The organism is Rhodococcus sp. SG20037, from assembly GCF_031763325.1.
Lineage (GTDB): Bacteria > Actinomycetota > Actinomycetes > Mycobacteriales > Mycobacteriaceae > Rhodococcus_F > Rhodococcus_F qingshengii.
The window spans coordinates 2,104,684-2,127,863 of sequence record NZ_CP134497.1 but is presented as its reverse complement, the minus strand read 5'-3'; the positions used below and the strand labels follow the sequence as shown (position 1 = coordinate 2,127,863).

Genomic DNA, 23,180 nt, shown 5'->3' with positions numbered 1-23,180 from the left:
ATTAACCGCGGGGGGTTAATAAAGGCGCACAGTTGTTTTTACTCCCACTCGATAGTTCCCGGCGGCTTGCTCGTCACGTCGAGGACTACGCGGTTCACGTCCACAACCTCGTTGGTGATTCGAGTCGAGATGCGCTCGAGGGTCTCGTACGGCAGACGCGTCCAGTCCGCGGTCATCGCGTCTTCACTCGAGACCGGACGCAGCACGATCGGATGACCGTACGTCCGGCCGTCACCCTGCACGCCCACGCTTCGGACGTCGGCGAGGAGAACGACCGGGCACTGCCAGATGGTTCCGTCCAAGCCTGCAGACGTAAGCTCTTCGCGCGCAATGGAATCTGCCTGACGCAGGATCTCGAGGCGATCGCGGGTGACCTCACCGATGATGCGGATACCGAGTCCGGGACCGGGGAACGGCTGGCGTCCGACGATCTCTTCGGGCAGGCCGAGTTCGCGGCCCACTGCACGGACCTCGTCCTTGAACAGCAGACGCAACGGTTCAACCAACTTGAACTGCAGGTCTTCCGGCAGCCCGCCGACATTGTGGTGGCTCTTGATGTTTGCAGTTCCCGTGCCGCCGCCCGACTCCACGACGTCCGGGTAGAGCGTGCCCTGGACGAGGAAGTCGACGGTCGCACCATGAGATGCGTTCTCGCCCAGAACATCACTGACTGCGCCTTCGAAGCTGCGGATGAACTCGCGGCCGATGATCTTGCGCTTGGTCTCGGGATCGGTGACGCCTGCCAGCTCACCGATGAAGGTGTCCGCGGCATCCACGGTGATCAGACGAGCGCCGGTTGCCGCGACAAAATCCTGCTCGACCTGCGTGCGCTCACCGGCTCGCATCAAACCGTGATCGACGAAGACGCATGTCAATCGGTCGCCGATTGCGCGCTGAACCAAAGCCGCAGCGACAGCGGAGTCGACGCCACCGGACAGACCGCAGATGGCGTGTCCGTCTCCGACCTGCTCGCGAACCTGCTCGATCAGCGCATCGGCGATGTTCGACGCCGTCCACGCTGCCGGAATACCGGCAATCTCGTGCAGGAAGCGGCTCAGGACCTGCTGACCGTGCGGGGAATGCAGAACCTCAGGGTGGTACTGCACACCGGCGAGCTTGCGGGCGCGGTCCTCGAACGCCGCGACGGGAGCACCGTCGCTCGTCGCGGTCACCTCGAAGCCGGAAGGCGCTTCGGTGACGGCGTCACCGTGGCTCATCCATACCGGCTGCGTCGAGGGAAGACCGTCGTGGAGCAATCCGCCGGATACCGCGATGTCGGTACGGCCGTATTCGCGGGTACCGGTCTCGGCGACGGTGCCGCCCAGGGCGCCTGCCATTGCCTGGAATCCGTAGCAGATTCCGAAAACCGGAATGTCGTGATCGAACAGTGCGGGATCAAGCTTGGGAGCACCGTCTGCGTAGACACTCGAGGGCCCACCCGAGAGCACAACAGCCAAGGGGTTCTTGGCCACGATCTCCTCGACGGTCGTGGTGTGCGGAATCACCTCCGAGTAGACCTTGGCTTCGCGAACTCGCCGTGCGATCAACTGCGCGTACTGCGCCCCGAAGTCGACGACAAGAACTGGTCTCTGCTGCTCGATATCTGCCACAGGTGCAGTCTAATCGCCGCAGCCAGCGCTTCTGCGCATGCATGGACTCAGCCCGCTACTCGGCCGAGCGAGCGCGAGGTACGTCACTACAAAGGCCGCCCCTCAGAACTGCGCGGCGACCTCACGCGGATCTAGACCACTGTCCAGGTCAACGGCGCCCCAATCACCCGCACCTTAGCTTCGGCAATCAATTCGGCAGCATCATTGCAGGCCAGAGCCCGAAATGGACGAAGGATGAATTTTCTGGACGTTTGACCGATTCGCCTGAACCAAACGTCCAGTAAAGGTAATCTCGCCCGTCAAGTGATCAGGATCACGATCGCAAACGGCCGGCGCCGCCGAACGGCGCTCACCTCGAGGAGGACCTGTGCGTCGATTCATACGACGACTCGCCATACCTGTCGCAGCTGTGACGGCTGCCGCCGGACTTCTAGTCCTCGGCACGCCGGCCACTGCTGACGAAGCCCCGCCGACCACTTTCACCGGCACGACCGACAACCTGATCTTCACGAAGAGTGTCATCGGGAACGCGGCAGTTCACCCAGGCGACACCGTCACGTACAAGACCGAGATCAAGCACAACGAAAGCGGCATCGAACGGTCGATCGCAAAGATCCGTGACATCCCGCCCGCAGGATTCGTCCTCGTGCCGGGCAGCGCCAAGGCCACCTACCTGGGTGTGACCAACCGGGCCACGATCAGCAACGAATCAGACGGCGGAGTCTCCGCGAAGTGCTCGAGCGGCTGCACCTTCCTGGTCGGTGGATTCGTCGTCAAGAAGAACCAACCCGTCACACTGGAAGCGACCTACACGGTCCCCGTCGGCACAGCATTCGGGACGTACGACAGCGGCATGCTCTTCGACGTCAACGCCTTCAGCACACAGCAGGGCCTCAACCCGATCAACGTCAACGTCCAGGTAGTCGACCCGTCTGTCGCCACCGGAACCACACTGGTTGCACCGGCAACGGCGAAGGTCGGCACGCCGGTCGACCTGACCGCGACAGTTGCGCCGTCCGACGCGAGCGGCACCGTCCAGTTCAAGGACGGCGGCAACGACATCGGCTCACCGGTCCCGGTTTCGGTCGGTAGCGCCACCCTCTCCCACACTTTCGACAGCGTCGGCGCCCACGACATCACCGCCGCGTACAACGCCGGTCCGGGATTCCACAGCTCGACCTCCGGAGTCCAGACCGTCGACGTCTCCGCGGACACCACCACCACGATCTCGGCCCCGAACGCCGCGCTGGTAGGTGACAGCATCACCGTGAGCGCTGTCGTCACACCGGCAAACGCCGTGGGCACGGTGCAGTTCAAAGACGGCGAGACCAACCTCGGCGCACCGGTGGCTGTAGTCAACGGGACGGCTTCCCTGACCCGCAGCTACGACGCTTCGGGCACCCACAGCTTCACCGCAGTGTTCACCGGCGAGGCCGGTTACGGCGATTCCGTCTCCACCGCAACCCAACTCGACGTCAGCGATCCCGACTGGGGAACCACGACCACAGTTGTCGAACCACTCACCGCTGTTGTCGGTGAACCGACCAACCTCTCGGCCACCGTCTCCCCCATCCCGAGCAGCGGAACCGTGACGTTCAAGGTCGACGGCGCCGAGGTCGGTACCGCACCGGTCGGCACGGGTGACGGCGTCGCGATCCTCCCGCACACCTTCGCATCAGCGGGCACTGCAGCCGTGACGGCAGAGTTCTCCGGCGGAACCGGATTCATCGGCTCCACGTCCACGTCGTTCACTGTGAACGTCACCGATCCCGAACCCGCCCGCGCCGACACCACGACGTCTCTGACCGTCAGCGGCTCGGCTCAGGTCGGAAAGGCATTGCAGCTCAAGGCCACCGTCGCACCCGGAACAGCAAACGGAATGATCCAGTTCAAGTCCGGCACGACGCCCATCGGCGCACCCGTTGCCGTCGTCAACGGCGTCGCGACACTCACGCACACCTTCGACGACGAGGGAACGTTCGGCCTCACTGCCAACTTCGTCGGCGACGCCGGTTGGAAGAACTCCGTCTCCGGCCCGACGGTCGTGCAGGTCGGCACCGCACCGACCGACGGCGGCGGCACCGGAAGCGTGGACACCGGTTCGCTCAGCGGCCTCATCCCGCTCTTCGGAAGCTAGTCCCCCACATCAGCTTTGGACACCACTCCCGTACCCAGCTCAGGAGAATCCATGTTCGTGTACTCCAGACGTCGCATCGCGGCGCCGATCGCCGCCACGGCACTCGCCAGTGTCGTCATCCTCGCGGGAATCCCCGCATCAGCGGCCCCCGTGACAACAACCTTCGGCACGAGTTGCCTGGCAACCCCGTCCGCTGTCGCCGGTCCGACCACGCAGTCACAGTCCGGCTCGGTCATCGTCGACGCACCGGAATCCATCGGCGCCGGTGAAACCTTCGAGGTCACCATCCAACCCGGCCCCATCGCCTTTCCCGGCTCCGCTTCGGGGGCGACCGTCCAGAACGTCTCCCGCATCAAGGTCGACGTCGACGTTCCTGCGAACGCCACCCTGGTGGAAGCCACCATCGTCCCCGGCACTTCGGCGGGGCTCAGCGGTGTAGCGCCGAACATCCTGCGCGTCAACGAGAACGGCAACGTCGATCCCAACGGAACGATTCTGCGCCTCTCCGGAAACAACCAGGTCATCGGAAACAGCCCCAGCTCGAGCATCAACTCCGAGGGCGGCATCGTCGTCAAGGCGACCGGCAAGAACGTCGATGGTTCCAACAATGCCGACGGCTACACGCAGTTCCAGCTCCCCCAGGTCAAGGCAGTTCTCAAGGCCGGCGATTCAGGGGACGTCGCGATGAAGGTACGCACCGGCGGCAGCGCGGGAGCGTGGAACAACGATCGCAACTTCCTCACGTTCCTCCCCAAGGCCACCCTGGTCATCACCGCCTGGGCACCCACGCGATGCACCCCGCGTGACGCCGAGAACGGTCCGCTCAACAGCGGCGCAGGCCCCCTCGCCACGACGCGGATCATCGAGGCGGACAAGGCAACCACCACCACAGTCGTCGGACCGGCCAACGCCAAGAACGGAACTCCCGTCACCCTGTCAGCCAACGTGAGCGGCGGCGCAAACGGTGGAACCGTCCAGTTCTTCGACGGCGACAACCCACTCGAGGACGCCGTGCCGGTAACCGGAGGGTCGGCCAGCATCTCCCCGACCTTCACCGAGGACGGACCGCACTCCATCACCGCGAGCTACAGCGGAGCCCCTGGGTTCCTGGCGTCGACGTCGGCGTCGGCCAAGATCGTGACCGTCACGACCGATGCACCGCCGGACGCCGTGACCACTACCGCCACGGTGTCGCCGTCGACCGCGAAGGTCGGACAGGACGTCAACCTGACTGCCAAGGTCGATCCGCAGGGTACCGGCGGCACCGTCGATTTCATCGTCGACGGCACCGAAACGGTCAGTGCTCCGGTCGGAACCGACGGAGTTGCCGTCGCTCCGTACACCTTCACCTCGACCGGAACGCACAAGGTTGTCGCGAAGTTCACGGGCTCACCAGGATTCGCGCCGTCCGCTGCCCCGGCATTCCCGGTCAGTGTGACGACGCCGGCTCCGGCTGACGTCGAGACGACCACGATTCTCGACGCCGTCGGAACTGTTCAGAAGAACACCCCGGTGACGCTCAAGGCAACGGTCGATCCGTCCGGCGCCACGGGCAAGGTCCAGTTCAAGGTCGGTGACACCCTCATCGGTGGACCGGTCGACGTGGTCAACGGTGTCGCAACGGTACCGGCGACGTTCTACAACTCCGGGACCTACAGTGTCACCGCCGAATTCGTGGGCGCTTCGGGCTACACGGCCTCCGCATCCGCGCCGCAGACCCTGACCGTCCCCGGCGATACGGACGGCGGGCCCGGAGGCGGGACCGGAGGCGGGACCGGCAGCCTCGACCTCGGCACTCTGTTCGGGTCGCTAGGAGGCTGACACTCTGAAACAGAGATGGGGCGTGTCGTCGAATCCTCGACGACACGCCCCATCTTCGTTCGCGGCGAACTATCCGGCTGCCGGCTCCGCCGGAACAGCGGTAGCTGTCTTGCCGCCGGTGATCTTCACGATCGGCAGGACCAGCGCGGCCGGAGCCGACGCCGGCACCACAGGCGACTTGGGTGCAATCGGAGCCAAACGCTCGTAGCCGCTGCCCTGGGCGGGACGCAGGTCGGTCTCCCCCTTGTTCGGCCACAGCGAGGCCGAGCGCTCGGCCTGAGCGGCAATGGTCAGCGATGGATTCACACCGAGGTTGGCCGAGACCGCTGCGCCGTCGACGACGCTGAGCGTCGGGTAGCCGTACACGCGGTGGTACGGATCGATGACGCCGTGATCGGAATCCGACGCGATAGCGCAACCGCCGAGGAAGTGCGCCGTCAGTGGAACGTTGAAGATCTCGCCCCACGTGCCGCCCGCGACGCCGTCGATCTTCTCGGCAACTCGACGCGTCGCCTCGTTGCCCTCCGGGATCCACGTCGGGTTCGGCTGACCGTGGCCCTGCTTGCTGGTGACCTTGCGTCGACCGAACAGGCCCTTCTTCGTGTACGTGGTGATGGAGTTGTCGAGGTTCTGCATGACCAACGCGATGATCGTGCGCTCACTCCAGTCCTTGACCGTCAACATGCGCAACATCTGGTACGGATTCTTCGCAACCACACCGAGGAACTTGATCCATCGGGGCGTCTTGCCGCCGCCGTCCGTCATCAAGGTCTGCAACAGGCCCATCGCGTTCGATCCCTTGCCGTAGCGGACCGGCTCGATGTGGGTGTCGCTGCTCGGGTGGAACGACGAGGTGATCGCCACTCCGCGGGTCAGGTCGAGTGCGGGATCGACCTTGTACTTGCCTGCGCCGACAATGGATTCGGAGTTCGTTCGAGTCAGCTCGCCGAGCTTGTCGGAGAGCTTGGGCAGCGCTCCGGTGTCCTTCATGTCGAAGAGCAGATGCTGAGTGCCCCACGTTCCGGCCGCGAGAATGACGTTCGCAGCCGTGTAGGTGCGGCGGTTCTTTCGTCCGAATGCACCGGTTCGCTCGGTGAACACGTCCCACGAACCGTCGCGAGCCTCACGAAGCCCGGACACGGTGGTCATCGGAATGATCTCGGCGCCGGCTGTCTCGGCAAGGCCCAGATAGTTCTTGAGGAGCGTGTTCTTCGCTCCGTGACGGCAGCCCGTCATGCACTCGCCACACTCGATGCAACCGGTGCGCTCGGGTCCGACGCCGCCGAAGTACGGGTCCTTCGCTTTCTTGCCCGGCTCACCGAAGTAGACGCCGACAGGGGTCTGGATGAACGTGTCGCCGACGCCCATGTCGTCGGCGACGGACTTCATGATCTCGTCAGCGGGCGTCATGTGCGGATTCTGCACGACGCCGAGCATCTTCTGAGCCTGCTCGTAGTACGGGGTGAGCTCGCTTCGCCAGTCGGTGATGTGCGCCCACTGCTTGTCCTGGAAGAACGGCTCCGGCGGCTGGTACAGCGTGTTGGCGTAGTTCAACGACCCGCCGCCGACGCCTGCGCCCGCGAGAATGAGGCAGTCGCGCAACAGGTGCACGCGCTGAATGCCGAAGCACCCCAGCTTCGGAGCCCAGAGGAACTTCTTGAGATCCCAACTGGTCTTCGCGAAATCTTCGTCGGCATACCGTCGGCCGGCTTCGATGACGCCGACCTTGTAGCCCTTCTCCACGAGACGAAGCGCGCTCACGCTTCCGCCGAACCCGGATCCGACGATCAGTACGTCGTAGTCCGTTGCCCGTTGCTTGCCCATCAGGACACCTCCACCGTGAACCGTAGTTACCCGCCAGTATGCACCTATCCCTTGTGACTACCACCACAAGGGGCCCCATAAGCGTAACCGCAAGTATCAGGAACGGAAGAAAGTCCTGCACAACGAACTGTGGCCCCGGTTCACGAAGAACCGGGGCCACAGAAAGGTACAAACTACGCGCGGACTGTCAGCCCGACCTTCTGGAACTCCTTGAGATCGGAGTATCCGGCCTTCGCCATCGACCGACGGAGACCACCGACGAAGTTCAGCGAACCGTACGGATCGTCCGAAGGGCCGCTCAGAACCTGGTCCAGACTCGGACGCTCACCATAGGAAACCGGAAGAAGTGCTCCACGCGGAACCGAAGGATGAGCCGCAGCGGACGGCCAGTACCAGCCACCACCCGGCGCCTCGGCGGACACGGCCAGCGGCGTGCCCAGAACGGCAGCGTCGGCACCGCAGGCGATGGCCTTCGCCAGATCACCCGAAGTTGCGATGTCACCGTCGGCGATGACGTGGACGTAGCGTCCACCCGTCTCGTCGAGGTAGTCGCGCCTGGCTGCTGCAGCATCGGCAATGGCCGTGGCCATCGGAACGCCGATGCCCAGGACCTCACCGGTGGTGGTTGCGCCCTCGGTAGACCCGTACCCGACGATGACACCGGCAGCGCCGGTACGCATCAGGTGCAGCGCGGTGCGGTGGTCACTGACCCCACCCGCGACAACCGGAACGTCGAGTTCCGAGATGAACGTCTTGAGGTTGAGCGGTTCCTGCTCGGTGTGCACGACGTGCTCGGCCGAGATGATCGTGCCGTGGACGACCAGGAGGTCGATGCCCGCCTTGATCAGCTCCGGCGTCAGTGCGCGCGCATTCTGCGGGCTGACGCGAACGGCAGTGGTGACCCCCGAATCACGGACCTGCGCCACCGCAGCTGCCAGAAGACCGGCCTGCAGCGGAGCCGCATGCAGCTCCTGCAGGTAGCGGATGGCCGCGTCGACGCCACCGTCCTTCTCGGCGATCTCGACGAGACGCCGGAGCTTCTCCTCGACATCGGGGTGACGGCCCCACAGGCCTTCACCGTTGATGACACCGAGGCCGCCGCGCTTACCCAACTCGATCGCGAAAGTCGGCGAGACCAACGCGTCGGTGGGATGTGCGAGGACAGGAATGTCGAACCTGTAAGCGTCGAGCTGCCAAGCAGTCGACACCTCCTTCGACGAACGAGTTCGCCGGGAGGGAACGATGTTCACATCGTCCAACTCGTAGGTACGTCGGGCCGTTCGACCCATGCCGATCTCAACGAGGTCGCGCACGCGCGCCCCTTTCTCGTGTACTGGTTGCTAACGAGCGGTGTAGTTGGGTGCTTCGACAGTCATCGTGATGTCGTGCGGATGGCTTTCCTTCAAACCGGCCGCCGTGATCTGGACGAACTGAGCGTTCTGCAGGTGCTCGATCGTCGCCGACCCCGTGTATCCCATGGCAGCGCGCAGACCACCGGTGAGCTGGTGCGTCACCTGCGAGAGCGGGCCACGGAACGGAACACGTCCTTCGATGCCTTCCGGAACCAACTTGTCCTCGGACAGCACGTCGTCCTGGAAGTACCGATCCTTGGAGTACGACTTGGCCTCGCCACGCGACTGCATCGCGCCGAGCGAACCCATTCCGCGGTAGCTCTTGAACTGCTTGCCACCGACCAGAATCAGTTCGCCGGGCGATTCAGCGGTACCGGCCAGGAGTGAACCCAGCATGGCCGTCGACGCACCTGCGGCAAGAGCCTTCGCGATGTCTCCGGAGAACTGGAGTCCACCGTCGGCGATGACGGGCACACCGAGAGGCTTGCACGCGGCAACCGCTTCCAGGATGGCCGTGACCTGAGGGGCACCGACACCGGCGATGACGCGGGTGGTGCAGATGGAACCAGGGCCGACTCCGACCTTCACGGCATCGACGCCGGCTTCGACCAGTGCCAGAGCACCCGCGCGCGTAGCGACGTTGCCACCGATGATCTGAACCCGCTCGCCCAGTTCACGCTTGAGCTTGGCGATCATGTCGAGAACATTGGACGAATGCCCGTGCGCACTGTCCACCACGAGTACGTCCACACCGGCATCGGTGAGCGCCATCGCGCGCTGGAAGGCGTCATCGCCGGCACCGACTGCAGCGCCGACGAGCAGTCGACCGTCACGGTCCTTGGTGGCGTCGGGATGCTGCTCGGTCTTGACGAAGTCCTTGACCGTGATCAGACCGGTGAGCTTGCCGTTGCCGTCGACGATCGGCAGCTTCTCGATCTTGTGCCGACGAAGAAGACCCAGTGCCACGTCAGCGGTGACGCCTTCCTGAGCGGTGATCAGGGGCATCTTGGTCATGATCTCCGCGACCGGGCGGTTCTGGTCGACCTCGAAACGCATGTCCCGGTTGGTGACGATGCCAACCAGCTGGCCGGCGTCGTCGGTGACAGGCAGACCCGAGATGCGGAAACGAGCGCACTTCGCATCGACCTCACCCATCGTGTCGGTCGGCTTACATGTGACGGGATCGGTCACCATGCCGGCCTCGGAACGCTTGACCGTCTCGACCTGTCCTGCCTGGACCTCAACCGACGAGTTGCGGTGCAGAACACCCATGCCGCCGGCGCGTGCCATCGCAATTGCCATGCGCGACTCGGTGACGGTGTCCATCGCAGAACTGACCAACGGAATCCGCAGACGGATGTCGCGGGTCAGTTGACTGGACGTGTCGACCTGGCTCGGGATGACGTCGGACGCAGCAGGCAACAGCAGCACGTCGTCGTATGTCAGTCCCAGCATCGCGACCTTGTTGGGGTCGTCTCCTCCGGTGTGTACATGTCCTGCAGAACTACTCATGCGGTCAGGACCCTCCATGGACCTAGATTCGCCCAGGGCGACCGCTGTAGCAGCCGCCTCGAAACGGATTACGAAAGCTGGATATCGGATAGAAGGCGCCTGCACGGAAAGAAATTCCTGGCACCTTTTCCCGGCGTTGCACACCATGGTATCGGCTCACTCAAAGGTCCGAACCATCCCACCCACGCTGCGGGTACGCGTAACAAGTGGCGCTGACCCCCCTGACCTGCGTACCGTGGTGCTGTGCGTGATCAACTGCCCCCCGGTCTGCCGCCAGATCCCTTCGCCGGCGACCCAGCTGACCCCTCCGCGGCTCTCGATGCCATCGAGCCGGGCCAACCACTCGACCCCCACGAACGCCAAGCGGTCGAGGAGGATCTCGCTGACCTCGCTGTTTACGAGGCACTCCTCGCTCACCGCGGTATCCGCGGTCTCGTAGTCTGCTGCGAGGACTGCCAACAGGATCACTACCACGACTGGGACATGCTGCGCGCAAACCTGCTGCAGCTGCTCGTGGACGGAACCGTCCGCCCCCACGAGCCTGCCTACGACCCGATGCCTGAGGCATATGTCACGTGGGACTACTGCCGTGGATACGCCGACGCGTCGATGAACGAGGCGATGCACGGCGACGGTTTCGACAGCTGAGCGAAACCTCACCCAAGCTCATACGAAAGTGGCCGACAAGCAATTGCTTGTCGGCCACTTTCGTTTGAATTCAGATCGGAACGGTGCGATCAGGGCGGGGGTGAAGAAGAATCACCCGACGGAGACGAGGCCGGCGCCAGAGGCGTCGTTGTCGTGGTTGTCGTCGTTGTTGTCGTGGTCGTTGCCGTGGGCGACGATGACGGTGTCGACGACGCCGCGCTTGGACCAGGCGCCTGCATGATTCCAGGATTGGGCGTTGTCGTCGTGGTCACACCCCCAGGCAGCTGAGGGTTCGCCGGATTGACGGAGATCCCCGGAATCGCCGTGGGAGACGTGGCAATCGAGGACTGTTGGTCGGTCGTCGACGGCGGCACTGCGGGTGACGTGGTCTCCTGGACCTGCGTCATCAACTTGCCCCAACGCTCGACGAGGTCGGTCTTGTCCTGCGAGTCCTTGACCGCATCGGCACGGTGAGCTGCGTTGTCCAGCACCATCTTTGCCGCAGGAATGTCTCCGGCAGCCAACAGCCGCTCGGCCTTTTCCAGCTCGGAAGTCGTGTCGATCTTCGCAACTGTCGAGTTGGCCTCGTCGGCGAAAACGACCTGCTTGACGCCCCACAGGGCATCGCCGGGCTGGGCGTCGTACGCCATCGCCGTCGCGCCACCGAAGACCACTGCTGCAACAGCTGCAGCGGCGGCGATCGGACGAACCACACGCAATCGAGAACGGGAACGTGAACGCTGACGATCGGAGAAGCCGGACGGCGTCGCTGTGATTGCAGCGATGACATCGTCCAATAACGGACCCTCGGGCATCGGAGTCGCAACGACATCGTCACGCCATTGCGAGAGGATCAACGCAAGTTCGTACTGTTCGGTGCTATCGGTTGCTACCGGCCCACCATTCGAAATGGATTCGATCAGCGCATCGTCACGCCGAACCGCAGCCAAATCCACTGGCGTACCGTCGTCGGCGAGATCACCGAGATTCGAAGCGTCATGCCCCTCGTCTCTAGCCAAAGCTCTCACCTGCTTTCGTCACTTCTTTTTTCAGTTTCGCGATCGCTCTGTGCTGAGCGACTCGTACAGCTCCGGCGGTACTACCGACGGCGACGGCCGTTTCCTCGGCCGACATCCCGACCACCAGGCGAAGTATCAAGATTTCTCGATGCTTCTCCGGAAGTGTGCCGAGAAGTTCGTGCATCTGTCTGCTGGACTCCGAATCGAGAGCTCGCTGTTCGGGACCATCATCCAGTGCTATTACATCCGGTACTTCGGAAACGGGCTCCGACTTGTTACGGGCGGAGCTTCGATGTGCGTCCGCAACCTTGTGCGCGGCAATTCCGTACACAAAGGCCATGAACGGGCGTCCCTGGTCCTGATAACGCGGCAGCGCGGTCATCACGGCCAGACAGACTTCCTGTGCGACGTCGTCAGCGGACAGGTGTCCTCTCTCGGCCGCACCCACTCGACCGCGGCAGTAGCGCACCACCATCGGTCGGATGTTCTCCAGAACCAAAGCTAGAGCTGTACGGTCGCCCTGCGCAGCAGCGGCGACCGCGGTGTCCAACTCATCGCTCGTATTTGTCATCGTCAGCGAAAATCCTGGCGTTACAGTGGCACCTCCCGAGCGGGTGTGCTCCCGCTCTCAGCGGAACCCTCTAAGAGTAACCATCCGGACCGACTGGTCTCCGCATACCTGCCCAGCAGTCGCGATATCGATACAGCTCCTTCTGGAATGTTCTCCGGAGACTTCGGTGGCGTGGTTACGACAAAGGTAGGAGTGATCCACCACGCATCGCAATCAGATCGCCGATCTCCCGGGCACTCGGTGAGGTTCTCTCACCGCTGACACCTTCGATCAACAGAGACGACGCCCAGGCCAGGGGCAGCAGGCCGTATTGCCGGCACCGCGCGAACACATCTGCTGCCATCTTCACGGCTGCGCTCGCGTCGGTTCCGGTCAGCGCGGCGCTACGCAGCAGATCCGACTTCACGCGGTGCCGCACAGACTCCGATTCCGCTGACAATTCGACGGCGCGTTCTGCGTGTCTGCGGGCACGAGCGAAGTCGCCTCCCGCCAACGCCAATTCTGCGGAGACCCATTCGATCCGAATTTCCTGCCGCCACAGCCCGCCCTCGGCATCCAGACGCGCCCGACATTGCGCCAGCAGGCGCCAGCCGAGCGGGAGCCTGCCACAGCCGAGGGCGTCTGCGGCCAGACCGGTCAGAGCGTCACAGGCAGCCTCTGGATCACCTGGCAGGCCGCCGACGATCGCCAGTGCGCGCCCGTCCCACGTGGACGCGAGTGCATGGCGTCCGCTCTGGCGAAGAAACGACGCCCTCGTGCTGGCAGACAGAGAGGCAAGAACTCGATCCGAGTGCGTCGAGAACCCGGCCGTGAGCCGATCGAGGACATCCAATGCAGCCCGCGCTCTTGCGTAGTGGCCCTGACCACCCAGCACTACTGCCGTTGTCCACCAATCTCGGGTAGAGCAAGGCGCCGGGAGGCGGTCGAGATCCGGATCCGCACCGAACGCGGCAGACTCGAGGGGCCCTGGAAGTGCAGTTGTTTCGTTGGGCACAGGTGATTGAGGGCGCGCAGGTGTCGACACAGGTTGATCATCGCAGCAGCACGAGCAGACATTCGCACGACCGGCGTCACACCAACGATGCCAAAAGTCGCACGAAACACGAAAAGGCAAGTTTGTCGGAGTTAATCAGATATTCAACTGAGATTTGCCAAATGTACTCGTAATGATATTTAACGGGCATATATCCGTGACGTTAACTGCGCATTACTTATTGGACGGATGTCCTAGTTGAAACTTGGGCACTAAGTCCCGAAATGGAGTGCAACCCCGCCCACGCAATATCGGACAAATGACGCAAACCGAGCCGAATGACCGAGTGATTTCGCCGGGCGATCAGCCTCGAACATATCCCTGATCTGTGGGTTTCGCATCTCGAGCAGCCAGGCTTGCCGGCCGCCACCTCGATCGACCCAATTTCGACATCGGCGCAGAACAACGCACGAGGGGCCCGAAATGTAAATATATACTTCGTTAACTCTCGCATTTCGATATATGCCGATCGCCACTGAACGAGCCTATTGACGCGATTTACTCAGCACCCTTACGGTTAGCAAGCGTGAACGATTCAGAAGGCCCGGATAACCTCCGGGCAACTTGGTCCGCTCGTTGATCAACGCGAGCTTGCAGTAAGGAGTCAACATGCCTGCACCGAATCACCTTCCAGGCCCCAACGCAGACATCTGGGACTGGCAGATGCACGGTCTGTGCCGCGGAGTCGACTCCTCCATGTTCTTCCATCCCGATGGCGAACGCGGTAGAGCACGTGCCCAGCGCGAAACCCGCGCAAAAGAGATGTGCCGTCAGTGCCCGGTCCTGATGCAGTGCCGCAGCCACGCGCTGACCGTCGCCGAGCCGTACGGCATCTGGGGAGGAATGTCGGAAACCGAACGTGAACTACACGCGCGCCACCGTCGCACCACCCGCATAGCTTCCTGATACACGTAGGTAGAGCGCACTAGGCCCCCGAGAGTTTTCGGGGGCTTTTGCGTGTGGACGGGACACCGTCGAAAATGCGTGTGGACGGGACACTGTCGAAAATGCGTGTGGACGGGACACTGTCGAAAAGAATTTCCGACACGACCCATCCGACCGACGCCCGCCTCCGAATGCCTTCTGACAGTGCACCTCAGCACATCCCTTCAGGAAGGCAGACCCATGAACACCTCTACTCGAGTTCTGGCAGTCACCGCAGCAGCCTCTTTCGCCGTCTTCGGCGTGGTCGGTTGCTCCTCGGACGACAACGATTCGTCGACCGACACGTCCAGCGCCGCCATGACGTCTTCTGCCATGGGATCGAGCATGTCTCCCAGCAGCGCGATGGCAGAGCCCGCTTCTGATCTGGTCGGTGCAGGTTGTGCCGACTACGCAGCTGCAGTGCCGAGCGGCGCCGGATCGGTCAGCGGAATGGCCCAGGATCCGGTTGCCACAGCGGCATCCAACAATCCGTTGCTCACCACCTTGACCGCGGCAGTCTCCGGCCAGCTCAACCCGGACGTCAACCTGGTCGACACCCTCAACGGCGGCGAGTTCACCGTCTTCGCACCGATCGACTCGGCATTCGCCAAGATCGACCCCGCCACGATCGACAGCCTCAAGACGGACAGCGCCACGCTGACCAAGATCCTCACCTACCACGTGGTTCCCGGCCAGATCGCCCCTGACGCGATCGACGGAACTCACCCCACCGCCGAGGGCGGAACGGTCACCGTCACCGGATCCGGTGACAACATCAAGGTCAACGACGCAACTGTCGTCTGCGGTGGAGTCAAGACCGCAAACGCCACCGTCTACCTCATCGATTCGGTGCTGATGCCGCAGTAGTCCCCACCTGCTGTGCGCCTTTATCAACCCCCCGCGGTTAATAAAGGCGCACAGCGGCCAACGGCGGGCCAAGAGAAAAGAACCGGACATGCACGCTACGGTTGTACGCGATGAAGCGAGACAACTCTTCGTGAGCGAGCCAGACCATGCGTCGGATGCGGCCGACGCATGCCCGACGGACAATTCTGCGGCCCGCACCGCGCGAATCGCGGAATCACGCGAGCTGGCAGTGATCCTCGCGAACGTCGCCGGTGGCGACCAGAGCGCCTTCGCCGAGTTCTACGACCGAACCAGCTCCCGTGTGTACGGCATGGTTCTTCGTGTACTCCGTGATCCAGGTTTCTCCGAGGAAGCGGTCCAAGAGGTCTACCTCCAGGCCTGGAAATCAGCCGACAGCTTCGACCCGGCCAAGGGGTCCGCGCTTTCCTGGCTCCTGACACTTGCACACCGGCGCGCAGTGGATCGCGTGCGCTCCGAACAGTCGAGTTCGGATCGACAGGCTCTCTACGACACCACCAATGCCACTCCCGAATTCGACGTCGTCAGCGACGAAGTGACACGAAGAGACGAGCATCGTGCTGTCACCGACTGTCTCGAAACGCTGACGGACACTCAGCGCCAATCGGTGACTCTCGCCTATTACGGCGGCCGAACGTACCGCGAGGTGGCCGAAGATCTCGGCGTGGCGATTCCCACGATCAAGTCGCGAATTCGCGACGGACTACTGCGCCTACGTGGATGTTTGGGGGTGATGTGAGATGGACGAAGAGCTGATCGACTACGCGTACGCCTACGCGATCGATGCGTTGGACCTCGACGAGCGCCGTGAGGTCGACAAACGACTTGCCGCTTCGGACTCCGCGACCCACGCCGAATTCGACGCCCAGGTCCGGCTCACCGCCGAAACCATGGCCGCGATGACCGTCGTCGACGCCGTCGAGCCCCCGCCGTCGCTGCGCAGCAGCGTCCTCGCCTCGATCGCAGAACAGACCGCGGCTCCCAACGCCCCGGTTTCGCTGGCCGAGCGTCGTAACCGTCGACGCCCGTGGACCATGGCTCTTGCGGCGGCCGCCGCAGTCGCAATCCTGGTCGGCGGCATCGGAATCGGACGCACGCTGTCCGACAACACGCCGCCGCAGAACGCCGCGTCCGAAATCATGGCAGCACCCGACGTTCATGCCACGACGCGTGACATCCCGGGCGGCGGTAGTGCCACGACGCTGTTCTCGCCCTCCGAAGACGCCGCAGTCCTCGTGATGAACGATGTGACTCCCCCGAGTCCGGATACCGTCTACCAGATGTGGCTGGTGCCGGGCGACACCGACGACACCACGATGATCCCGATGGGGACGATGGCTCCGGGTGACGTCAAACCCACTACTCAGGTGGTGCTCGACGGCATCGGTCCGAATACGAAGTTGGCGTTCACTGTCGAACCGCCCGGCGGATCGCAGCAGCCGACGAGCGAGCCGTTCGCAACGATCCCGCTCATCTGATCGCCAGACGAAAAAAGATCCCCCACCGGAATCCGGTGGGGGATCTCTTCTTTGTCGAAACTACGAGCAGCGAGTCAGTGGCTGTGACCGTGTCCGGTGTCGGCAACTTCCTCGGTCGGCTTCTCGACGACGGCGCTCTCGGTCGTGAGGATCATGCGCGCGACGGAAGCGGCGTTGACCACTGCCGAGCGAGTGACCTTGACCGGGTCGACGACGCCGTCGGCAAGCAGGTTGCCGTAGGTGAGGGTGGCAGCGTTGAAGCCTTCGCCCTTGGTCATCTCGGCGACCTTGCTGACAACGACGGAACCGTCGATGCCTGCGTTGCTGGAGATCCAGAACAACGGGGCGTTGAGGGCTTCGCGGACCACGGCAACGCCGGTGGCCTCGTCACCCGTCAAGCCGAGGTTCCCGATCAGAGCCGTACCGGCTTGAACGAGAGCCGATCCGCCACCGGGGACGATGCCCTCGGAAACTGCTGCCTTGGCTGCGTTGACCGCATCCTCGACGCGGAACTTGCGTTCCTTCAGATCGGTTTCGGTGGCTGCGCCGACCTTGATGACGGCCACGCCGCCGGACAGCTTCGCCAGACGCTCTTCGAGCTTCTCGCGGTCCCAATCCGAATCGGTGTTCTCGATCTCGCGACGCAGCTGCGCAACGCGGGTCGCGATGTCGTCAGCGGTGCCTGCACCGTCGACGATGACCGTCTCGTCCTTGGTGACGACAACGCGGCGAGCGCTGCCGAGCAGCTCGAGGCCGGCTTCCTTGAGCGAGAGGCCGACGTCGGTGTTGATGACGGTGCCTGCCGTGACGACTGCGAGGTCGTCGAGGAATGCCTTGCGACGATCACCGAAGAACGGCGCCTTGACGGCGACGGCCTTGATGGTCTTGCGGATGGAGTTGACCACGAGGGTGGAGAGAACTTCACCCTCGACGTCCTCGGCGATGATCAAGAGCGGCTTGCCGGATTCGGCAACCTTCTCGAGCAGCGGAAGGAAGTCGGGAAGTGAGCTGATCTTCTCGCGGAAGAGCAGGATCAGCGCGTCTTCGTAGACGGCCTTCTGCGCATCGATGTCGGTGACGAAGTAGGGCGAGAGGTAGCCCTTGTCGAACTGAACACCTTCGGTGACAACGAGTTCGGTTGCAACGGTGGAGGATTCCTCGACCGTCACGACGCCGTCGGTTCCGACACGGGTGAGTGCCTCGCCGACGAGCTTGCCGATCTCTTCGTCACGCGAGGAGACGGTGGCGACCTGAGCGATCGACTTCTCGCCCTCGACGGGGGTGGCTGCGGCGAGCAGTTCCTCGACGACCTTGTCAGCTGCGGCGTTGATGCCGACGCCGAGAGCCATCGGGTTCGCGCCCGCTGCGATGTTCTTGAGTCCGCCGCGGACGATGGCCTGGGCCAGAACGGTCGCGGTGGTGGTGCCGTCGCCGGCAACATCGTTGGTCTTGGTGGCGACGCTCTTGACGAGCTGTGCGCCGAGGTTCTCGAAGGGATCTTCGAGCTCGATCTCACGGGCGATGCTCACACCGTCGTTGGTGACGGTGGGGCCGCCGAATGCCTTGGCGAGCACGACGTGGCGTCCACGCGGGCCCAAGGTCACCTTGACGGCGTCGGCAAGCTTGTCGACTCCGGCTTCGAGAGCGCGGCGTGCGGTCTCGTTGAACGCAATTTGCTTGGACATCTGTTCTGTCAGCTCCTGAATCTTCGGGGCGTGAACGCATTCCGCCCCGGGATCCTGGGTGGACTCCGGGGCGGATCACGTGTGTCTTACTTGGAGACGACAGCCAGCACGTCGCGTGCCGACAGGATCAGGTATTCCTGGCCGGCGTACTTGATCTCGGTTCCGCCGTACTTGGAGTAGATGACCGTGTCACCCTCCTTGACGTCGACCGGGATGCGGTTGCCCTGCTCGTTGACGCGGCCTTCGCCGACTGCAACGACGGTGCCCTCCTGGGGCTTTTCCTTGGCTGTGTCAGGAATGACCAGGCCGGAAGCCGTCGTCGTTTCAGCCTCGTTGGCCTGGACGAGGATCTTGTCCTCGAGCGGCTTGATGTTGACGCTCGCCACGATGAGCCCTCCACTTTGGGGTATGTGCGTCCGAGGCGATCCTCGGACAGCTGTTTGGGTATGCCGTTTACGGCGCGTCACTGCAGTCCCGTCGTCGCGGGTGCCGGAACTCGATCAGCGCCAATTGGCACTCTATACGTGAGAGTGCCAACCCTCAAGGACTGGGCGCATTTTTCTCTTCGTCCAGAGCGAAACAGGACAGCCGTCCACCACGTTCACCTATTGTTCACTTCGTGACGAACATCAATCGCCGTAGTTTTCTGACCTTCGCCGGACTCGGCGCCGTCGGCGCGGTCAGCCTTGGCAAGCCGTGGGGCCTGCAATATGCAGGCGCGTCGACCATTCCGACGTCAGGTCCTGGCACCACTCTCGAGTCCGTGTCCACCCCCGTCAGCAGCAGCGGCTACACCAAGCTCACCGCCGGACCCGGTTGGGCGAACATCGTGCGCAGCGAGTTGGCCGAGCCGAAGTCGGGACGCGAGGACCGACGCACCGCGCTCGCCTCACTCGTGCAGTTGACCGACGTCCACATCGTCGACGCCCAGTCCCCCATGCGATTCGAGTACGTCCACCAGATCACCGGCTCGGCGTTCCGCCCCCAGGAGACCCTGACGGCGCACGGGCTGATTTCACTTGTCCGCCGGGTCAATTCGATCGGCAGTGGCCCGCACACGTCGCGACCCTTCGATGCCGTCGTCACCACCGGCGACAACACGGACAACAAGGAATTCGCCGAACTCGACTGGTTCCTCACCTCACTCAACGGCGGAACCGTCGTCGCCAACACCGGTGCCAAGGACCGCTACGAGGGTGTACAGAACTCGGGTGCCGATCTCTACTGGAACCCCGAGTCACCGATGCTCGACATGTACAAGAAGGCCGGATTCCCGGAGATCCCCGATTTCTTCGGTGCCGCTTTCACGCCCGTGTCGAGCCCCGGCCTGAACACCCCTTGGTACTGCGTGTTCGGCAACCACGACGATTCGGTGTCCGGCACGGCGCCCAGCGGCATCCCGCCGCTCGAAGCGATGTACACGGGATCTCTCAAGTTCGAGGTGCCTGGTTCACCGGAGCAGGCCAAGCAGATCGACGTCGCCACCAAGTTCGATCCCAGTGCGATACCCGGAATCCTGTCCGCCTTCACGACGCCGCCGCGCCAGGTCACCCCCGACCCGTCGCGCGCGCCGTTCACACCGCGACAGTTCATCGCCGCACATCTTGATCCCGCGCACACCGGTCCCGGACCCGTCGGACACGGTTTCGCCCCCGACGCCGGCGACACCGGTATCGGTTACTACTCGTTCGAGATCGCACCGGGCGTCGTCGGCATCAGCATGGACTCCACCAACCGCGCGGGCCTCGTCGACGGTTCGCTGGGCGCCGCTCAGTTCCAGTGGATCGAGAACACCCTGCGCGCCGGCAGCAGCACCTACTACGACGCCGCGGGCTCTCGCGTCACCGAGTCGCGAGGTGACACGTATTTCGTGCTGTTCAGTCACCACACGAGCGACACGATGGACAATCTCATTCCCGACCCCGAGAACGTCCTCGAGCCACGCCTGCGCGGTTCACAGCTTCTCGACTTGCTGCATCGTTTCCCGAACGTACTTGCCTGGGTCAACGGACACACCCACGAGAACAAGATCACCCCGTGGCCCGGCGCGACCCCCGAGCAGGGCTTCTGGGAGATCAACACCGCCTCGCACATCGACTACCCGCAACTCGGACGCATCATCGAGATCGCGGACAACCATGACGGAACGGTGTCGTTGCTTGCGACGCTCTTCGAGGCGGAGAGTCCCAACTCCGTCGACTACAGCGACAAGTCGGCAGCCGGGCTCGCCTCGCTGTACCGCGAACTGTCGTTCAACGACATCCACCGCGACCCGAAGCTGACGGGTACCGGCGTCGACCAGAACGTCGAATTGTTGGTCCACACCGGACGATGACTCCGATTGCCGCAGTGTCCTAGGTGATTTCAGGTCCGCTCGAAGGCGAGCGGTGCGCTTTCGCCCACGACACTGCGGCAACGACGAATCGAACGCCGAATCCGATCAACACCAGATTGCAGACGATCTGAAGGCTCACGAGCCCCCGGGCAAGGTCCGTCTGCGCGGCGATGTCACCGAATCCGACTGTCGAGAAGACGGACAACGAAAAGTACAGCGCCGCCATACGCGACAGCGGTTCGGTGAAACTGCCAGGGCTTGCATGCTCGACCGAAAAATAGGTGATGGACACCAACAACAAGTACGTCGGCATCACCACCGCCACAGCTTCGACCGCCTGCAGAGATGGCACATCGGAACGCAGAATTCGCCACACCTGCCAGGTGGTCACGGCAAGTACCGCGGCGCCTCCACCGATCAAGAGGAAGATTGCACTGGCGGTATGTACATCGATCCACGGCAGAAAGAAATACGCGCATCCGAAGGCGATCACCGTCAGCGTGGGTCGAAGCACTGCACCACGGATCAGCGCGCGTCGTCGTTCCCGGTCGATGTGGGGAGAATCGCCTTTTTTCCGCATGAATCAATGATCGACAATTTCGCAGGTAAAACCACCCTTTCGGTCCGAAAAGGACGTCACGGAGACGAAAAGCACTGAGCAATCCTCACGAACCTTCTGTAACGTTCATATAACGGCGGTCGATTGAACATTGACCGGTATTGACTGTGAGGAGGTGTGCGATGAGTTGTTCACTGGGAATTTCCACTGGATCTTCCGGTGTCTATTCAGCACTCGTCGACACCGATACCAGCACAAACGCGCCAGGCGCCGTGCCTGCCGAGACTCGCTTCGTCTCGGCGGATCAGGCCAATTCCAACGTCGGTGACCTTGTCAGAGCATCCATCAAGCTGATGACGACGCAGGTAACGGACGGATCTGAAGCGCCGCGCTCGATCGGTGTCAGCTATCGCACGGACGATCAACTCGCGAGCATCAGGTCATCTCTTTCGCGCTCGCCGAAGCAGGTCCGTGCAATCCCCGAGCCTGCCGCCGTACACGCGTATCTCGCCGAGACAGGGAAAACCGAGCAGTACGACACGACAGCTCAGGTGGACGTCGGTGATCAAGGTCTGACGGTGTCCGTCGTCGACCACACCGGTGAAGTTCTGCACTCCGACCGTATCGACGCCCTCGCAGGGGCCGGAATCGACCGGGCATTGGTCGACTTCGTGACGGAGAAGGCGCCAGGGCACTTGCGCCGGTACACCGACGCGGAACTTCTTGCGGCCCGGTGCCATGTCGCCAAAGAGCAACTGTCCACGTCCACCAAGGTGACCATCGACCTTCCGATCGACGCGATGGCGATCACGCGCGACGAGTTCGAGGCCATCATCGCCCCGGATATAGAGCGCGCCGTCACCTTCATCCGTGAAGTCGTGAAGGGCTCACCGCGGCCCGTCGGTGCCGTTGTACTCATCGGCGGTGGCGCACACATTCCGGCCGTGCGGTCCGCCGTCGCCGCTGCCGTCGACGTCCCCATGGTCGAGATCGTCGAGCCCGAGACTGCGGCAACCAAAGGTGCTGCACTCCTTGCAGATTCGATCACCGCAATTCGTTTCCCGCTGCTGGGCTCCGGAAGTGACCAGCGCTCCGGATCCACCGCCAAGGTATCGGGAGCGTTGATCGGTGCGCTCGTGGTCGGCGGACTGGTACTCGGTTACGGCGCAAAGGAATTGGTGCCGACCGACGACACCGCGGTCTCGCCCGTCGGAACCGGGTCGACCACGACGACGGTGAGCCCCGAAGCGACACCGAGCACCGGATCGACGATCATTCCGTCTCATGATCCTCTGCCTTCGGTAGCCGGCAGCACGTATCCTCGGTACGGGTATCCCACCACCCCGTTCGACTCGCAGCCTTACGACACGCACTCGTACACAACGCATCAGTACACACTTCCGCCTGCGCCGATCCCGGACACCTCGACGACAACCACGCCGCCGACCACGACAACGACCACTCCGAATTGGCCGACCATTCCCGGAATCACGCTGCCCGATCCACCGGCGTGGTGGCCGACGATGCCGGACACCGAGGCGACGCCCCCGGTCGATCCGACCGAGGCAAACCCCGGCGGCGGTCTCGGCCCGGGTGAGAGCGGCGGCGAGAACCCGACGACGCCGGAGACTCCTGGATCCGGTTCCACCGAAACCGAAATCACTACCCCTGGTGGTGGTGATCCGACGACGAAGCCCGGTGAACCGAATACCTCGATGCCCGAAAACGGTCCCGCGACCACACCGGATCGGGAACCGGCCCCGGTCGGCTGATTCTCAGTCGGCCGA

19 protein-coding genes are annotated in these 23,180 nt (G+C 63.3%); 9 read left to right on the top strand and 10 right to left on the bottom strand.

All coding sequences use genetic code 11. The annotated features are described in order from the left end of the window. Positions 1-38: 38 nt before the first annotated feature. Positions 39-1,610: a glutamine-hydrolyzing GMP synthase gene (gene guaA, locus RHP72_RS09815; protein ID WP_311094611.1), complete on the bottom strand. Its 1,572-nt coding sequence runs from the start codon at positions 1,608-1,610 to the stop codon at positions 39-41. Between the two features lie 367 nt (positions 1,611-1,977). Between guaA and RHP72_RS09810 the strand changes: the two genes are divergently transcribed. Both RHP72_RS09810 and RHP72_RS09805 read left to right on the top strand, forming a co-directional pair. Continuing rightward, positions 1,978-3,747 (top strand): Ig-like domain-containing protein, encoded by a 1,770-nt coding sequence (locus tag RHP72_RS09810; protein ID WP_311094610.1) that lies wholly within the window; start codon positions 1,978-1,980, stop codon positions 3,745-3,747. A 51-nt stretch (positions 3,748-3,798) separates the two neighbouring features. Beyond that, complete coding sequence (locus RHP72_RS09805; protein ID WP_311094609.1) at positions 3,799-5,568, top strand: Ig-like domain-containing protein; 1,770 nt, start codon at positions 3,799-3,801, stop codon at positions 5,566-5,568. Positions 5,569-5,637: 69 nt separating this feature from the next. On the opposite strand, the gene RHP72_RS09800 is transcribed toward RHP72_RS09805, so the two are convergent. The 3 genes from RHP72_RS09800 to guaB form a co-directional block, all read right to left on the bottom strand. Then, positions 5,638-7,392 (bottom strand): GMC oxidoreductase, encoded by a 1,755-nt coding sequence (locus tag RHP72_RS09800; RefSeq protein ID WP_003940689.1) that lies wholly within the window; start codon positions 7,390-7,392, stop codon positions 5,638-5,640. A gap of 173 nt (positions 7,393-7,565) precedes the next feature. Further along, on the bottom strand, positions 7,566-8,705 hold the full coding sequence (locus tag RHP72_RS09795) for a GuaB3 family IMP dehydrogenase-related protein (RefSeq protein ID WP_003940976.1): 1,140 nt from the start codon (positions 8,703-8,705) through the stop codon (positions 7,566-7,568). Between the two features lie 27 nt (positions 8,706-8,732). Further along, positions 8,733-10,256, bottom strand: coding sequence for an IMP dehydrogenase (gene guaB / locus RHP72_RS09790; protein WP_003940903.1), 1,524 nt, complete (start codon positions 10,254-10,256; stop codon positions 8,733-8,735). Between the two features lie 243 nt (positions 10,257-10,499). Between guaB and RHP72_RS09785 the strand changes: the two genes are divergently transcribed. After that, entirely contained in the window at positions 10,500-10,904 is a 405-nt protein-coding gene (locus tag RHP72_RS09785; protein ID WP_003940777.1) for a DUF5319 domain-containing protein, read from the top strand. An 89-nt stretch (positions 10,905-10,993) separates the two neighbouring features. Here RHP72_RS09785 and RHP72_RS09780 read toward each other — a convergent pair whose 3' ends face one another. The 3 genes from RHP72_RS09780 to RHP72_RS09770 form a co-directional block, all read right to left on the bottom strand. Further along, complete coding sequence (locus RHP72_RS09780) at positions 10,994-11,932, bottom strand: anti-sigma-D factor RsdA (protein WP_228402069.1); 939 nt, start codon at positions 11,930-11,932, stop codon at positions 10,994-10,996. Then, positions 11,916-12,494, bottom strand: a complete 579-nt coding sequence (locus RHP72_RS09775) for a sigma-70 family RNA polymerase sigma factor (protein ID WP_003940953.1) — start codon at positions 12,492-12,494, stop codon at positions 11,916-11,918. The genes RHP72_RS09780 and RHP72_RS09775 overlap by 17 nt, the downstream gene beginning before the upstream one ends. Before the next feature lie 175 nt (positions 12,495-12,669). After that, positions 12,670-13,368 carry a hypothetical protein gene (locus RHP72_RS09770; RefSeq protein ID WP_003940892.1) on the bottom strand — a complete coding sequence of 233 codons (699 nt, stop codon included), beginning with the start codon at positions 13,366-13,368 and terminating at the stop codon, positions 12,670-12,672. A 768-nt stretch (positions 13,369-14,136) separates the two neighbouring features. On the opposite strand from RHP72_RS09770, the gene RHP72_RS09765 reads away from it, so the two are divergent. From RHP72_RS09765 to RHP72_RS09750, 4 genes are all read left to right on the top strand, one after another. After that, on the top strand, positions 14,137-14,433 hold the full coding sequence (locus RHP72_RS09765) for a WhiB family transcriptional regulator (RefSeq protein WP_003940939.1): 297 nt from the start codon (positions 14,137-14,139) through the stop codon (positions 14,431-14,433). 219 nt (positions 14,434-14,652) lie between these two features. Further along, positions 14,653-15,318, top strand: a complete 666-nt coding sequence (locus RHP72_RS09760; protein WP_007728616.1) for a fasciclin domain-containing protein — start codon at positions 14,653-14,655, stop codon at positions 15,316-15,318. A gap of 88 nt (positions 15,319-15,406) precedes the next feature. Beyond that, the gene (locus tag RHP72_RS09755; protein ID WP_007728615.1) at positions 15,407-16,075 is read left to right on the top strand and encodes a sigma-70 family RNA polymerase sigma factor; all 669 of its coding nucleotides are present in this window, start codon (positions 15,407-15,409) and stop codon (positions 16,073-16,075) included. Position 16,076: 1 nt separating this feature from the next. After that, a complete protein-coding gene (locus RHP72_RS09750) occupies positions 16,077-16,814 on the top strand; it encodes an anti-sigma factor domain-containing protein (RefSeq protein ID WP_007728614.1) in 738 nt (245 codons plus the stop codon). 74 nt (positions 16,815-16,888) lie between these two features. On the opposite strand, the gene groL is transcribed toward RHP72_RS09750, so the two are convergent. Together groL and groES are read right to left on the bottom strand one after the other, a co-directional pair. Then, complete coding sequence (gene groL / locus RHP72_RS09745; RefSeq protein WP_003940715.1) at positions 16,889-18,499, bottom strand: chaperonin GroEL; 1,611 nt, start codon at positions 18,497-18,499, stop codon at positions 16,889-16,891. An 86-nt stretch (positions 18,500-18,585) separates the two neighbouring features. Then, the gene (groES, locus tag RHP72_RS09740; protein ID WP_003940763.1) at positions 18,586-18,885 is read right to left on the bottom strand and encodes a co-chaperone GroES; all 300 of its coding nucleotides are present in this window, start codon (positions 18,883-18,885) and stop codon (positions 18,586-18,588) included. A gap of 233 nt (positions 18,886-19,118) precedes the next feature. On the opposite strand from groES, the gene RHP72_RS09735 reads away from it, so the two are divergent. After that, positions 19,119-20,834 (top strand): TIGR03767 family metallophosphoesterase, encoded by a 1,716-nt coding sequence (locus RHP72_RS09735; protein ID WP_311094608.1) that lies wholly within the window; start codon positions 19,119-19,121, stop codon positions 20,832-20,834. Between the two features lie 19 nt (positions 20,835-20,853). Here the strand turns inward: RHP72_RS09735 and RHP72_RS09730 are convergent, their stop codons facing one another. Continuing rightward, positions 20,854-21,414, bottom strand: a complete 561-nt coding sequence (locus RHP72_RS09730; protein ID WP_007728612.1) for a potassium channel family protein — start codon at positions 21,412-21,414, stop codon at positions 20,854-20,856. Between the two features lie 161 nt (positions 21,415-21,575). Here RHP72_RS09730 and RHP72_RS09725 point away from each other — a divergent pair, with 161 nt between their 5' ends. After that, positions 21,576-23,165: an Hsp70 family protein gene (locus RHP72_RS09725; RefSeq protein WP_311094607.1), complete on the top strand. Its 1,590-nt coding sequence runs from the start codon at positions 21,576-21,578 to the stop codon at positions 23,163-23,165. Positions 23,166-23,180: the final 15 nt, after the last annotated feature.

What these genes read in the sequence shown, in the direction of transcription:
- RHP72_RS09775 (WP_003940953.1), bottom strand. Translation starts at nt 12,494, where the DNA reads ATGACAAATACGAGCGATGAGTTGGACACCGCGGTCGCCGCTGCTGCG.
- RHP72_RS09800 (WP_003940689.1), bottom strand. Translation starts at nt 7,392, where the DNA reads ATGGGCAAGCAACGGGCAACGGACTACGACGTACTGATCGTCGGATCC.
- RHP72_RS09805 (WP_311094609.1), top strand. Translation starts at nt 3,799, where the DNA reads ATGTTCGTGTACTCCAGACGTCGCATCGCGGCGCCGATCGCCGCCACG.
- RHP72_RS09730 (WP_007728612.1), bottom strand. Translation starts at nt 21,414, where the DNA reads ATGCGGAAAAAAGGCGATTCTCCCCACATCGACCGGGAACGACGACGC.
- RHP72_RS09725 (WP_311094607.1), top strand. Translation starts at nt 21,576, where the DNA reads ATGAGTTGTTCACTGGGAATTTCCACTGGATCTTCCGGTGTCTATTCA.
- RHP72_RS09765 (WP_003940939.1), top strand. Translation starts at nt 14,137, where the DNA reads ATGCCTGCACCGAATCACCTTCCAGGCCCCAACGCAGACATCTGGGAC.
- RHP72_RS09750 (WP_007728614.1), top strand. Translation starts at nt 16,077, where the DNA reads ATGGACGAAGAGCTGATCGACTACGCGTACGCCTACGCGATCGATGCG.
- groL (WP_003940715.1), bottom strand. Translation starts at nt 18,499, where the DNA reads ATGTCCAAGCAAATTGCGTTCAACGAGACCGCACGCCGCGCTCTCGAA.
- guaB (WP_003940903.1), bottom strand. Translation starts at nt 10,256, where the DNA reads ATGAGTAGTTCTGCAGGACATGTACACACCGGAGGAGACGACCCCAAC.
- RHP72_RS09760 (WP_007728616.1), top strand. Translation starts at nt 14,653, where the DNA reads ATGAACACCTCTACTCGAGTTCTGGCAGTCACCGCAGCAGCCTCTTTC.
- RHP72_RS09755 (WP_007728615.1), top strand. Translation starts at nt 15,407, where the DNA reads ATGCACGCTACGGTTGTACGCGATGAAGCGAGACAACTCTTCGTGAGC.